Here is a 13734-nt window from a genome sequence, read left to right as displayed (position 1 = left end):
GTTCCGAAACTGAATTTATGGGGCGCATGCTAACCAACGCCCCTGACAAAACCAAGGGGCCCGCGGGGCCCCTTGCTCTATAAATGTTACGCGGTGGCCAGCTCTGGCCGCGCTTTGGCCTTTTTCAGGTGATAGCTGGTAAAGAGCACGAACCAGAGGGCGCTGACGCTGAAACCGGCCAGGCTGGAGTGCATGAACCCCATTGCCAGGTAACCCAGTGCCGCCCCGAAGGCGATGGCCAGTGCATAGGGCAGCTGGGTCATCACGTGATCGATGTGATGGCAACCGGCACCGGTGGCAGAGAGGATGCTGGTGCTTGAGATGGGCGAGCTGTGATCCCCGAACACCGAGCCAGCCAGTACCGCAGCCAGCATCGGCAGCATCAGGCTGATGTCGCTGGCGGCAGCCATATCACCGGCCAGCGGCAGCATGATACCGAAGGTACCCCAGCTGGTGCCGGTGGCAAACGCCATGGCACAGGAGAGGATAAAGACCACAGCAGGCAGCACTTCGATCGGCAGGTTGCCATTGGCCAACGAAGCCAGGTACTTGCCGGTCTCCACGTCGCGCACCACGGCACCGATGGTCCAGGCAAACAGCAGGATGTTGATCGCCGGCAGCATGGCCATGACGCCCTGTGGCGCGGCCTTGATCCAGTTCTTGGCACCCAGCTTCAGGCGCATCGCCAGACCGATGGAGACCACCAGGCTGGAGAGGGCACCGTAAACCAGCGAAGAGCCGACATTGGTATTTTCGAACGAGCCGAGCACGCTGAATGGCAGCCCTTTCTCGCTCAGCACCGCCGCACCGGAATCAATCATGAAATAGATGGTAGCGGCGGTCAGGGTCAGGATCGGCAGTACCATGTCGATCATGCCGCCGTTGCTCTCCTCCGGGCTCTCCATATCCAGACCGATGGGGCGGCCCTTGGACTCATCCCACAGCTTGCCTTCCAGCGCCCACGCTTCGTGCTGGCGCATCGGGCCGATATCGAGCTGAAACGCGATCACCACCAGCACCATCACCAGGGTGAAGACGGCGTAGAGGTTCATCGGGATCATCTCGACAAACGCCGCGATGGGGCTCTGCTCGGTCAAACCGTGAGCCGCCATGATGCCGCCAACCAGGGCGATGATATAGGCACCCCAGGAGGAGATGGGCATCAGCACACAGACTGGCGCCGCGGTGGAGTCCAGCAGATAGGCCAGTTTGGCACGGGAGATCTGGAAGCGGTCAGTCACCGGACGGCAGATAGCCCCCACCGACAGGCTGTGGAAGAAGTCATCGATAAAGAAGGCAAAAACCATCATCCCGGTCAGCGCTTTGGCACCCTTACGGGTCTTGGCACGACGCTCGGCCCACTCGGCAAAGGCACGGGTCGCCCCGGAGACGCTCATCAGGCTGATAAGGCCACCCAACAGCAGCATGAACAGGATCATGTTGACGTTGTCACTATTGAGCGCACCATCGACCCAGAAGATCTTGAGCACGGTATTCAACATGTAATGCAGGGATTCGAGGGGCGAAAACTGGTTGAGCAACAGACTGCCTGCCACGATGCCCACACCAAGGGACAACAGCACGCGGCGGGTCAGGATCGCCAGTGCGACAGCTAACAGGGGGGGAACAACAGACCAACCGGAGTCGGCAAAATGAGTAATGTCCATGATCTCTTCTCACCTAAAGAAAACAGGTGGAGATCTACCGAGAGGATCTAAAGAAACAAAACCTATGGGGAGGTTATACTCCTCAGCCCCTTCAGGTAGCGCTCCATAGTGGATGACTATGGCAGTCCTGCACCTATTAGATGCAGAACCAGCAGCCCGGTATGATGGCCTGGCCACTTCGGCGCTGACTCCTTTCCTTGTGCATCACAGGCATCACCCTCCGCACAAATACTCATAGGCAGCGCGCCTCTACTTAAAGGTATTCGTCGCACATTTTATCGAGATGGCAGCTTATAGCAAGTTTTCCGATTAAATACTCATGAAAAACATAGCAACGTTCGAAAAGGGTAGTCAAATGATTCAACAACTCCCATTTTGGAGCTATTTTTGCCTAATAAGGTCTCATTGAAATCCAGCCACAAGACCCAATGACGGCTCATATTGATTATCTGCGTCATGCTCGCTACGTCACCACTTCGCCTGCCAGCGTATCCGCCTCCAGATATGGATAAGTTGCAGCAACCGTTTTTGCTGACTCGCCCTTGACGAGTGCCCTGTCTTCTACGTTCAGGGAGACGGGGTCCGGCACTTGTGCGTCACCAGTTACCCTCGAGCCCTCCATCTCCCAGTTATCCGGTCACGACCACGGTGACCGGATAACTGTTGTCGCAGTGCACGCAAAAAAAGGGGAAACCACATCGGTTCCCCCTTCGTATTCATCTCACTGTTCACAGCCAATTGGCCAATCAGGCTCGCTTCTCTTCCAGCCAGGCCCCCTGACTCTGCATCTCGAACAGCTGGGCATAGTTGCCGCCAAAGGCCATCAGCTCGCTGTGGCTACCCCGCTCGCTCACCTGCCCGCGGGAGAGCAGCAGGATCTCGTCCGCATCGACGATGGTCGAGAGGCGGTGGGCGATGGCAATGGTGGTGCGGCCACGACGGGCGGCCGAGATAGCCTGCGACAGCGCCAACTCGGTCTGGGAGTCCACGCTCGCCGTCGCTTCATCGAGAATGAGGATGCGCGGATCCCCCACCAGCGCCCGGGCAAAGGAGAGCAGTTGCCGCTGGCCGGCGGAGAGGTTCTTGCCCCCCTCCTCCATCAGGGTGTTGATCCCCTGTGGCAAGCTGCGCACAAACTCGGTCAACTGCACCTCGCTCAACGCCTGCCAGAGCCGCGCTTCGTCTATTCCGGCGCGGCCGAGACGCAGGTTCTCGGCCAGGGTGCCGACGAAGATAAAGGGATCCTGCTGTACCAGCCCGATACTGCGGCGCACCGCCGCCAGCGACAGGGTATCCAGAGCGTGATCATCGAAGCGGATCTGCCCCTGATCCAGCGGATAGAAGCCCATCAGCAAGCTGATGATGGTGGACTTGCCGCTGCCGGTATGACCCACCAGCGCCAGCATCTGGCCCGGTTCTGCGGCAAAGCTCACCTCCCGCAGCACCTGCTGCTCGCCATCGTAGGAGAAGCTCACCCGCTCGAAACTGACCCGCCCTTCCAGCGGGCACAGCTCGCCGTCGGTACTCTCGCGGGTTTCATCGAGCAGAGCAAAGACCCGCTCCCCGGCGACCATGGCCTGCTGCAACTGGTTGAGCTGGTTGGTCATCTCGATGAGCGGCTCGATCATCCGCCCCAGATAGCTGATAAAGGCGTAGAGCACCCCCACCTGGATGGCGCCGCCTGCGCTAAGCCCCTCGTGAGCAAACAGCGCCAACAGGCCGATCAGCACCATCATGTAGAAGAGATCGATAAGCGGGCGCAGCAAAATGCCGTTGATCTTGAGGCTCTTGATCCGTGCCGACCTGTGCTGCTGATTCACCTCGGCAAAGGCATTGGCAAAGTGGCGTTCCTGCACCATGGCCTGAATGACAGGCATCCCCTGCAGCGACTCGTTGAGGCGGCTGTTGATGTCGGAGAGCAGGCTGCGGGTCGCCCGTACCACCGGCACGCTCAATTTCTGGTAGAGCCACATCACTGTGCCCACCGCGGGCAGCAGCAGGGAGCAGACCAGCATCAGCCGCAAGTCCAGCAGCGCCATGGAGATGAGGATGCCGCACAAGAGCACCATCTTCTGCACCAGCATACCGATCACCTGCACATAGAGGTTCATGATCGCCTCGGTGTCGTTGGTGATGCGGGAAATCAGCGAGCCGGAGCGATGCTTGTCAAAGTAGCTGGCTGGCAAGCGGATGGCGGTGGCAAATACCTGCTCGCGCAAAGTTTGCACCACCGCCTGGGCGATGCGGTTAAAGCGCAGGGATTGCAAATAGAAACCCGCCGCCGACAGCACCTGCAAGCCCAGATAGCCCGCTGCAATCAGGGCTATGGTGGGCAGCACGATATTGCGAGGCGCCAGATAGTCATCGATAAAAAGCTTGATCAGCAGCGGTCCGGCCACTTCGGCGCCGGTGGCGAGCAGCAGGCACATCCCCGCCTGAATGAGCCAACGAGGATAGCGGGCGCAGTAGGCAAGCAGTCGTTTAATGGTCGGATTCACAGGCTCTCCTCCACCGCTTCTTCGAGACGCTGATAACGCACCATATCTGCGTACCAGCCATTGTGCGCCATCAGGACACCATGATGACCTCGCTCGCTGACGGCCCCCTGCTCCAGCACCAGGATCTCGTCGGCCTGCTCCACCGCCGTCATGCGATGGCTGACCAGGATCAGGGTGCGACGATGGGCCTTGAGGGCGTGCAGAATTTGCTGCTCGGTGTGGGCATCCACCGCCGAGAGCGCATCATCGAGCACCAGAATGGGTGCCTCCAGCAGCAGGGCGCGGGCAATGGCCAGCCGCTGTTTCTGGCCGCCGGAGAGGGTCACCCCCTTCTCCCCGACCTCGGTCTCATAGCCCTTGGGGAAACGCACGATATCATCGTGGACACAGGCAATGCGCGCCACCCGTTCGACCTCCTCGCGGCTCGCATCGGGTTTGCCGAGGGCAATATTGGCGGCGATGGTGGTGGAAAACAGGAAGGGCTCCTGCGGCACATAGGCAAACTGGCTGCGCAGTGTGGCGAGCGGCAGCTGGTTAATCGGTACGCTCCCCATGAAAATCGAACCGTGGGTCGGATTGGCAAGGCGCATCAACAACTTGAGCAGGGTGCTCTTGCCTGCCCCGGTGCGCCCCACTACCCCGAGCATGCCCCCTTGCTTGAGGGTAATGTTGATATCCGCAAGCAGGGTGCGCTGCTCAAGTTGATAGCTCACCCCTTTGATCTGCAAGGGAAAGGCTGAGACAAACGCGGTCGGCTGGGCGGGCTCTTCGATATCGCTGCGCTCCCCCAACAGGCTTTCGATACGGGAGTAGGCGGCGCTGCCCCGCTCGATGATGTTGAACAGCCAGGCGATGGCAAACATCGGCCAAATCAGCTGGCCGAGGTACATGGTGAAGCTGGTGAGCTCACCCAGGGTCAGCTCATCGCGCAGCACCAGCAGACTGCCCCCCGCCACCGCGAGGAAGTAGGAGCAACCAATACAGAGGTAGATGACCGGATCGAACTTGGCATCGATGCGGGCCACCGCCATATTGCGCTCCCCCGCCTGCCGGGTCAGCTCGGCAAAGCCTTCATCTTCCAACGATTCAACCGCATAGGATTTCAGCACCCGCACCCCGGAAAGGGCCTCCTGGGTCTTGTTGTTGAGCCTGGAGAAGGCCCCTTGCGCCGCCTTGAACTCCTTGTAGATCTGCTTGCCAAAGCGGTTCATGAAATAGGCCATCACCGGCAGCGGCAGCAAGGAGACCAGCGTCAACTGCCAGGAGTACTGGCTGCACATGATGGAGAGTACCAATACCCCGACCATGATGGAGTCCACCAGGGTCAGCACCCCTTCGCCTGCGGTCATCTCTACCGCCTGAATGTCGTTGGTGGCATGGGCCATCAGATCGCCGGTACGGTGGCGCTGATAAAAATCGGGACTCATCCGGGTGAAATGGCTGAACAGACGATTACGCAGGACATAGGCTAGCCGGTAAGAGGCACCAAACAGCATCACCCGCCAGACGTAGCGCAGCAGATAAATCAGTACCCCCAGACCAAACAGCCCTGCCAGATAGCGCATCAGGGTGCCAGTGTCGAGATCCCCCCTGGTGATGCCATCCACCACCCAGCCCACCACTTTGGGCGGAATAACCGTCAACAGGGCCACCATCAGCAGCAGGGAGATAGCGGCCAGATAGCGGGGCCACTGCTCCTTGAAAAACCAGCTCAATCGTAGAAATACGCTCACACCACCAACCTTTAACGCTACCTGCCCGTGACCGCGCCAGAGCGGCTATCGAGAGACCACGCAGAATATAGAAGAATGAAAACAATCGCCTCCGGCTGGAGGCGATTCGAATGAAAGCTCATCATATCCCGAACCGGGCTGGTTGAGAATAATTACTATTTAATTCACTGTGACATACGATCATCCACTGACGCATAGGGGTTGCACGCATTTTCATGCTGCTCACCAGTCAACAGGAAGTGTGACACCTCTGCCCGGGTCTGGCTGAACACCTGTTGCAACTGCTCCAGATCTGTCTCGCTCAACACCTCATTTTGCCGCAGACGCCACTCCAGCTCGCTGGCAACCAACTGCAGACGAGCCGCCGAGATATTGGTCGACACCCCTTTGAGGGTGTGCAGCAGCTTGCTGGCCACTTCCGGTTGCTGACGGCGCAGGGCAGAGCGGATCTCCCACAGATCGTCCTTGTGCTCCGACATGAACAGCTTGAACAGGATCTGCAACGCCTCCTTGTCCTGCTCCAGCCGTTTAAGGGCGTCCTGCAGATCGAGGATCCCCATCATATCCGGCGGTTTCACCTCCATGAGCCCTGCCTGCTCAACCCCCTGTGGTTTCACCCACTGCAGCAGGTTGTTATAGAGATCCAGCTTGCTCACCGGCTTGGTGACATAGCCATTCATTCCCACCCCCAGACAGCGATCCTTGTCACCGGGCATGGCACTGGCGGTGAGGGCAATGATGGGCACATCGTGCTTATCGACCATCTTGCGGATCTGGCGGGTGGCATCGAGCCCGTCCAGCACCGGCATCTGCAAATCCATCAGGATCACGTCAAAAGGCTGCTCGGCGACCCGCTCCACCGCCTCCCGACCATTGCTGACCACACACACTACTGCATCAACCCGCCGCAGATACTCGATGATAAGTAGCTGATTGACCCGGTTATCTTCTGCCAATAGTATCCGGGTACCCTGCAGCAAGGATTTAAAGTGCTGCTGATCCCCTTGCACCTCGGCTTTACGCAGGTTGAGTTCGTAGGAGCTGCCATTAAGCAGCTCGTCTACTTTGGCCAGCAGGGCATTTTCGGTCATCGGTTTGGGCAAAAAATGGGTCAGTCCCATGCTCTCCATCCGGGTGTGCAGCCCCTCTCTGGCCCAGGCGCTGACCATCAGGATGGGGATCTGCCGCCACTGGCTGTGCTGATACATCTCCAGCGCCAGATCGAGCCCATCCTCCTGCCCCATGCGCCAGTCGAGAATGGCCAACCGCAGATTCACCCCCTCTTCACGGAGTAGCTGACGGGCGCGCGCGAGGGTGTTGACCGGCTGCACGCGCACGCCGGCGCGCGCCAGAATGTCCCTAGCCAGATCCAGCACCAGCTCGTTATCATCCATCACCATCACCATCGGCTGGTGCTCGAAGAAGACCTTCCTTCCCGCCACGCCGTAGATCGCTTGTGCCATCGGGATATCGAACGTGAACAACGAGCCCACTCCGGGCTTGCTCTGTACGGTGATCCTCCCCCCCATCAGCTCGACTAACCGCTGGGAGATATTGAGACCCAAACCCGAGCCGCCATATTTGCGGGTATTGCCTGCCTCCAGCTGCGTAAAGGCCTGAAACAGCTGAGCCTGCTTCTCTTCGGCAATGCCGATGCCGGTATCGCGCACACTGAAGCGGATCCGCATTGGATGGGGATTGGCCAGCTCGATGGAGACTTCAACTTCACCACGTTCGGTAAATTTGATGGCATTGTTCACCAGATTGACCAGCACCTGCCCCAATCGCAGGGGATCCCCACGCAAGAAGACCGGCACCTCCGGTGACTTGCGCATGATCACCTCGACATGCTTGCGCTCCGCCAGATCGGCAAACATCCCAGCCAGCGAATCGAGCTGCTCGCTGAGATCGAAGTCGATCTCCTCCAGCGTCAGCTTGCCGGACTCCACCTTGGTCAAATCGAGAATATCGTTGATAAGCAGCAGCAAGGTATCGGATGAGGATTTGATCTTGCCCAGATAGTCCCGTTGTTGCTGATCCAGCTCAGTCTGCAGTGCCAGCGAACTGAAGCCGATGATGGCATTCATGGGGGTGCGGATCTCGTGACTCATATTGGCCAGAAAATCGCTCTTGGCCTGGGCCAGCAAGCCGGACTGGCGCGACAGCTCACTCAGCTTCTGGTTGCGGCGCCACAGCGTGAAGGCCACCAACCCGAAGCAAATCAAAGCCCCGCACAGCACCATCAGATAGAAACGGTTCATCAAAGAGGAGGCTCGCTCCAACTGGTCGAGTTTCCAGCGCACCAGGCTTTCACTCACATGCATGTCGATGAGCTGGTAACGCAATGCGTGATAGGCCATCACCTGCTGGCTCATGTCAGTGCTCAAGCGGATCAGGGTGGCGATATCCGACTGTTCGCCATAACGGGATTGCAACTGCTGCAGCAAGTTGGCCAGCGTAATCTGCTCGCGTTTGTCCCAACTGCGCTGCAGATAGTTACTCAGCTGCGCCAGCTCCAACACATCGCGATGCTGTTTACTCTCTGACGAGCTTACACCGAGTACTTTTTTCATCTGGGCCTGCAGTGGCGCGTGAATATATTCGATGGCCATCTCCATGGCATGGAGCCTGGCCAGCGCCATCAGATAGGTATCCATGTCATCAAGCAGTGCCAGGGAGAGCTCCTCTTGTGCCAACTCAGGATCGCTTCTGATCTTGCGCATAAACCCGTCCAGGGTGATGGATAACTGATTCAGGCGCTGCTGGACATGACTGTCATTGGTCTGGTCCCGCCCAAGCAGATAGACGGTATCGGCGCTGATCCGGTTTAGCACCACTTCGGCCGCTTTGTTCAGGTCGAGGGCATGTTGCTTCTGACTGAGTAACTGCCAGCAATAGCCCGAAAAGGCAAGCAGCAGGGCAACAATCAACCCTGGCACAGCACGGTTTTTCCGTGATCCTTTATTCATCCCGTCTCGACTCTCTTCTGATGGTCGCTGAATGATCCGCTAAGACAATGAACCCTGGGGGGAATTATCCACTGCCGCTGGTCACTGTGTTACCGTTATTACTCTGATATTTCGCTATTGTTTCGCGATTGCTTCATTCTGGCCCCTCATCATATCCCCGGCCAGCTCAGATATAGAAGGAACCAATTATGTCATTTATCACTACTTATTGTAGCCACTGCTTTACCTGGAACCGTCTGCCCGTTACCCATATCGATACATCCGCCAAATGCGGGCGCTGCAAAGCCCTCCTGTTCAGCCAGACCCCTTGCCTCGGGAAGGCGGATAACTTCGATACCCTGATCAACTCAGATATCCCGGTCGTGGTCGATTTCTGGGCCAGCTGGTGTGGCCCCTGCCAACAGTTTGCCCCTGTATTTCATGAGGTTGCCCATGAGCTAGAACCTCAAATGCGCTTTGTCAAAGTCGATACCGAACAACAGAGCACCATTGCCGCCCGTTACGCCATTCGCAGCATCCCCACCTTGATGGTCTTCAAGCAGGGCAAACTGATGAGTCAGATAAATGGCTCCTTGCCTAAAAGCATGTTCAAGCAGTGGCTAGAACAGTTCATGAATGTTTGATTTATATTTCGCACATGTTTTATTTATGTGTTCTTTTCCTCGTTTTTATCACCGAGTGTGTGAGTAGAGGCTGATTTTCAACATGTAAACCTGTTTCAAACAGGTGACTGGATGTAATCTCGGCAACACAAAAACAACCATAAATTAACCGAGAGAACATTATGCACACATCAGCTGTACCCTCTACGCCATCTCGCTGGCTGGACATCAAATCAGGGATCGTCATCCTGGATGTCCTGCTACTTTGCGCCATGCTCGCCTGGCTCCCATTTGATCCCATGGTCAACAAAGGGCTGGGTATTCTGGTCTTTATCGCCATCCTCTGGCTCACTGAAGCCCTGCATGTCACCATCACCGCCCTGCTGGTGCCCTTGCTGGCGACCGTGCTCGGGGTGTTTGACATGAGCAAATCCCTCACTGACTTCGCCAACCCGATCCTGTTCCTGTTTTTCGGTGGTTTCGCCCTCGCGGCCGCCCTCTCCAAACAGGGTCTGGACACCCTGATGGCTGGCAAGGTGATCCACCTGGCCAATGGCCATCTTGGTTGGGCAGTCATCCTGCTCTTTACTATTACCGCCGCTATGTCGATGTGGATCAGCAACACCGCGACCACCGCCATGATGCTGCCACTGGCGATCGGTATGCTGGCTCGCCTCGATAGCAAAAACGAGCGTGCCACTTTCGTCTTCGTATTGCTGGGGATAGCCTACAGTGCCAGTATCGGTGGCATCGGGACCCTGGTGGGCAGCCCACCCAACGCCATCGCGGCCGCCCAGATGGGGATTGGCTTCACTGACTGGATGAAGTTTGGTATTCCAGTGGTGCTTATCCTGCTGCCCTGCGGTATTGCATTGCTCTATCTGGTGACCCGTCCTCAGCTTAATCACAGTGTCGAAATCCAGGATGTTACCATCCACTGGACTCGCGAACGTAAAGTGACCCTGGCTATCTTTCTGACCACTGTCGTACTCTGGATTGGTTCCCAACCGATTGCCAAAGCCTTGGGAGGCATCCCGCAGCTAGATACCCTGATTGCGATGGGAGCGATCGTGGCGATTGCCATCAGCCGCGTTGCCAGTTGGGATGACATCAACCAGAACACCGATTGGGGCGTGTTGATGCTGTTTGGCGGTGGCTTGACCTTAAGTGCCATTCTCAAGGCAACGGGGACCAGCGCCTTCCTGGCAGATCATCTCTCCGCCATATTGGCCCATGCCAACATATTCATCATTCTGTTGATGTTGGCAGCCTTTGTGGTCTTCCTGACCGAGCTGGTCTCCAATACCGCCACCGCAGCCTTGCTTATCCCGCTGTTTGCAGGGGTTGCCGAAGCGCTGGGCGTATCCCCTGTGGTAATGTCGGTGTTGATCGCTATCGGTGCTTCCTGTGCCTTTATGCTACCGGTTGCGACACCGCCCAATGCCATCGTCTTCGCCAGCGGTCATATCCAGCAGCAAGAGATGATGAAAGCCGGTCTGGCGCTCAATATTGTCTTTGTCATTCTGCTGGGCGTGCTGGCCTACTTTGTTGGCGATATCCTCTGACCCTGCTCCCCTATTAAACAAAAACCCCCGCAATATTTGCGGGGGTTTTTTCATCTCTGTATCCGATTAGCCGATGTTGCAGGCCTTCAGCCCCCAGATCCGATCCACATAGTCCTGAATGGAGCGGTCGGAGTTGAACTTGCCCATGGTAGCCGAGTTAATGATGGCCTTCTTCGCCCACAGCGCCGGGTCCCGATACCAGGTATCAATCAGCTTGTGCGCATCCGAGTAAGACTGGAAGTCTGCCAGGGTCAGGTAAGGGTCTCCCCCTTCCAGCAGGGAGTGCTTGATGGAGGCCAGCTCACCCGGGCGACCCGGCGTGAAGTAGTCGGTATCAAACCAGTCCAGCACCGCTTTAAGCTCGGAGTTGGCATAGTAGAAGTCATATGGGTTGTAACCGCGCGCCTTGAGCGACTTCACCTCGTCCACGTTCAGCCCGAAGATGGCACAGTTTTCCGCCCCCGCCTCTTCAGCGATCTCGATGTTGGCACCATCCAGCGTGCCGATAGTGATCGCACCGTTGAGCGCCATCTTCATGTTACCGGTACCTGATGCTTCGTAACCTGCAGTGGAGATCTGCTCGGAGACATCCGCCGCCGGGATCAACTTCTCGGCCAGAGAAACGCGGTAGTTCGGCATGAACACCACTTTCAGCTTGCCCTGGATACGAGCATCATTGTTGACCCGCTCCGCCAGCTTGTTGATGGCATAGATGATGTCTTTGGCCAGCTTGTAACCCGGTGCTGCTTTGGAACCGAAGATGAACACACGCGGATGCATGTCATAGTCCGGGTTGGCCAGCAGACGACGATAGAGCGCCATGATGTGAATGAGGTTCAGCTGCTGGCGCTTATACTCGTGCAGACGCTTGATCTGAACGTCAAAGATCGCCTCGGCACAGACATCGATGCCAGTTTCGTCCTTAATGACCTTGACCAGCTTTTCCTTGTTGTGACGCTTGATGGTCATGAACTGCTGCTGGAACGCCTTATCATCGGCAAACTTCATCACGCTACGCAGCTTGTCCAGTTGCAGCGGCCACTCCTTGCCCACCACTTCGTTGTAGAGCTCGGCCAGTTCCGGGTTGCAAGCCAGCAACCAGCGACGGGGAGTCACCCCATTGGTCACGTTGCACATTTTTTGTGGCCACAACTCGGCGTATTCGGGGAAAAGGTCTTCTTTCACCAGTTTGGAGTGGATCTCGGCCACACCGTTCACTTTGGATGATCCGATCACGCACAGGTTACCCATACGCACCTTGCGTACATCACCCTCTTCGATGATGGAGAGCTTGGCCTTGATAGCGTCGTTGCCCGGCCACTTTGGCTCGACCAACTCATTCAGGAAACGGGCGTTGATTTCGTAAATGATCTCCAGATGGCGCGGCAGTACCTTCTCGAACAGGCTGACCGACCACTTCTCCAGCGCTTCAGGCAGCAGGGTGTGGTTGGTGTAGGAGAAGACCTGATAGCTGATTGCCCAAGCGGCATCCCAGTTCAGCCCCTCTTCGTCCACCAGCACCCGCATCAGTTCGGGGATGGCGACGGTGGGGTGAGTGTCGTTGAGCTGAATGGCGATTTGCGCAGCAAAGTTGCTGAAGTCACTGCCATGTACCCGCTTGTAGCGGCGCATGATGTCCTTGATGGAGCAGGCACAGAAGAAGTACTGCTGGATCAGACGGAGCTCTTTACCTGCCTCGGTCTCATCGTTCGGATAGAGTACCTTGGAGATGGTCTCAGCTTGGGCTTTTTCAGCCTGGGAGTCGACGTAACCACCAGCATTAAACACATCCCAGTCGAAAAACTCGGAAGCACGGGATTCCCACAGACGCAGGATGTTGACAGTATGGCCACCAAAACCGACCACCGGAATATCCCAAGGCACCCCTTTGATCTTGCGACCGGCATGCCATACTTTCTTCAGCCCTCCCTTGTCACCGAACACTGTCTCTACATAGCCGTAAACCGGGATCTCCTGAATGGACTCCGGGCGGCAAATTTCCCACGGGTTACCATACTCACGCCAGGAATCAGGGCGTTCGATCTGACGGCCATCCTGGATCTCCTGACGGAACAAGCCGTGTTCGTAGTGAAGACCATAACCGATAGCAGGATAATTTAGCGTTGCTAGCGAGTCGATAAAACAAGCGGCCAAACGACCCAGGCCGCCATTGCCAAGTGCCATGTCGGGCTCTTGTTCGCACAGGTCGGTCAGTTCCAGACCAAGTTCGCCCAATGCCTCTTCGCAAGTCTTGTAGAGGGAGAGGTTGTGCAGGTTGTTGGAGGTCAACCGTCCCATCAGGAATTCAGCAGAGAGATAATGAATAGCACGAGTATCTTTCTTGAAATGAGTCTGCTGAGTGCGGGTCAGGCGCTCGAACACCTGTTCATTGACGGCCGCCGCTGTGGCTTTCCACCACGCTTCGGGGGAGGCTTTCTGTTCGCTTGTTCCCAAGGTAGAACGCAGGTGACGCACGATACTCGCCTTGAGCTGATCTTTATCCAGTTGGATATCCTGGTCTGTCTTCTTCTTGGTAGCCATAAACCATATTCCTTCGTTACAAATAAAATTGTTATCCCGCTAGCGGGACCGGCACTGTTGTTATCTCAAAATATATCCGGCGTGAGAATATTAACCAGATCCATAGATTTAAACATTAACGCAAGTCACACTTTAACCGATGAAAACAGCTCAAAAAGC

The 13734-nt window shown here is 56.7% G+C and carries 7 protein-coding genes and 1 riboswitch; of the genes, 2 read left to right on the top strand and 5 right to left on the bottom strand.

Going from position 1 to position 13734, the window contains the following annotated elements:
* Positions 1-86: 86 nt before the first annotated feature.
* From BN1117_RS11760 to BN1117_RS11745, 4 genes are all read right to left on the bottom strand, one after another.
* On the bottom strand, positions 87-1667 hold the full coding sequence (locus tag BN1117_RS11760) for a Na+/H+ antiporter NhaC family protein (RefSeq protein ID WP_040097588.1): 1581 nt from the start codon (positions 1665-1667) through the stop codon (positions 87-89).
* A gap of 88 nt (positions 1668-1755) precedes the next feature.
* A riboswitch (Lysine riboswitch) is annotated at positions 1756-1927 on the bottom strand.
* Positions 1928-2413: 486 nt separating this feature from the next.
* Positions 2414-4165 (bottom strand): ABC transporter transmembrane domain-containing protein, encoded by a 1752-nt coding sequence (locus BN1117_RS11755; protein WP_040097587.1) that lies wholly within the window; start codon positions 4163-4165, stop codon positions 2414-2416.
* Positions 4162-5898, bottom strand: a complete 1737-nt coding sequence (locus BN1117_RS11750) for an ABC transporter transmembrane domain-containing protein (protein ID WP_040097585.1) — start codon at positions 5896-5898, stop codon at positions 4162-4164. The genes BN1117_RS11755 and BN1117_RS11750 overlap by 4 nt, the downstream gene beginning before the upstream one ends.
* A 164-nt stretch (positions 5899-6062) precedes the next feature.
* On the bottom strand, positions 6063-8867 hold the full coding sequence (locus BN1117_RS11745; RefSeq protein ID WP_040097583.1) for a hybrid sensor histidine kinase/response regulator: 2805 nt from the start codon (positions 8865-8867) through the stop codon (positions 6063-6065).
* A 188-nt stretch (positions 8868-9055) separates the two neighbouring features.
* Here BN1117_RS11745 and trxC point away from each other — a divergent pair, with 188 nt between their 5' ends.
* Entirely contained in the window at positions 9056-9490 is a 435-nt protein-coding gene (gene trxC / locus BN1117_RS11740; protein WP_040097582.1) for a thioredoxin TrxC, read from the top strand.
* Positions 9491-9651: 161 nt separating this feature from the next.
* Positions 9652-11034, top strand: a complete 1383-nt coding sequence (locus BN1117_RS11735; RefSeq protein WP_040097580.1) for an SLC13 family permease — start codon at positions 9652-9654, stop codon at positions 11032-11034.
* 66 nt (positions 11035-11100) lie between these two features.
* Here BN1117_RS11735 and BN1117_RS11730 read toward each other — a convergent pair whose 3' ends face one another.
* On the bottom strand, positions 11101-13575 hold the full coding sequence (locus BN1117_RS11730) for a glycogen/starch/alpha-glucan phosphorylase (protein ID WP_040097578.1): 2475 nt from the start codon (positions 13573-13575) through the stop codon (positions 11101-11103).
* Between the last annotated feature and the right edge of the window lie 159 nt (positions 13576-13734).

Source organism: Aeromonas australiensis, from assembly GCF_000819725.1.
GTDB lineage: Bacteria > Pseudomonadota > Gammaproteobacteria > Enterobacterales > Aeromonadaceae > Aeromonas > Aeromonas australiensis.
The sequence above is the reverse complement of the archived record's forward strand: the minus strand, read 5'-3'. Positions and strand labels throughout refer to the sequence as shown.

What these genes read in the sequence shown, in the direction of transcription:
- BN1117_RS11760 (WP_040097588.1), bottom strand. Translation starts at nt 1,667, where the DNA reads ATGGACATTACTCATTTTGCCGACTCCGGTTGGTCTGTTGTTCCCCCC.
- BN1117_RS11745 (WP_040097583.1), bottom strand. Translation starts at nt 8,867, where the DNA reads ATGAATAAAGGATCACGGAAAAACCGTGCTGTGCCAGGGTTGATTGTT.
- trxC (WP_040097582.1), top strand. Translation starts at nt 9,056, where the DNA reads ATGTCATTTATCACTACTTATTGTAGCCACTGCTTTACCTGGAACCGT.
- BN1117_RS11735 (WP_040097580.1), top strand. Translation starts at nt 9,652, where the DNA reads ATGCACACATCAGCTGTACCCTCTACGCCATCTCGCTGGCTGGACATC.
- BN1117_RS11730 (WP_040097578.1), bottom strand. Translation starts at nt 13,575, where the DNA reads ATGGCTACCAAGAAGAAGACAGACCAGGATATCCAACTGGATAAAGAT.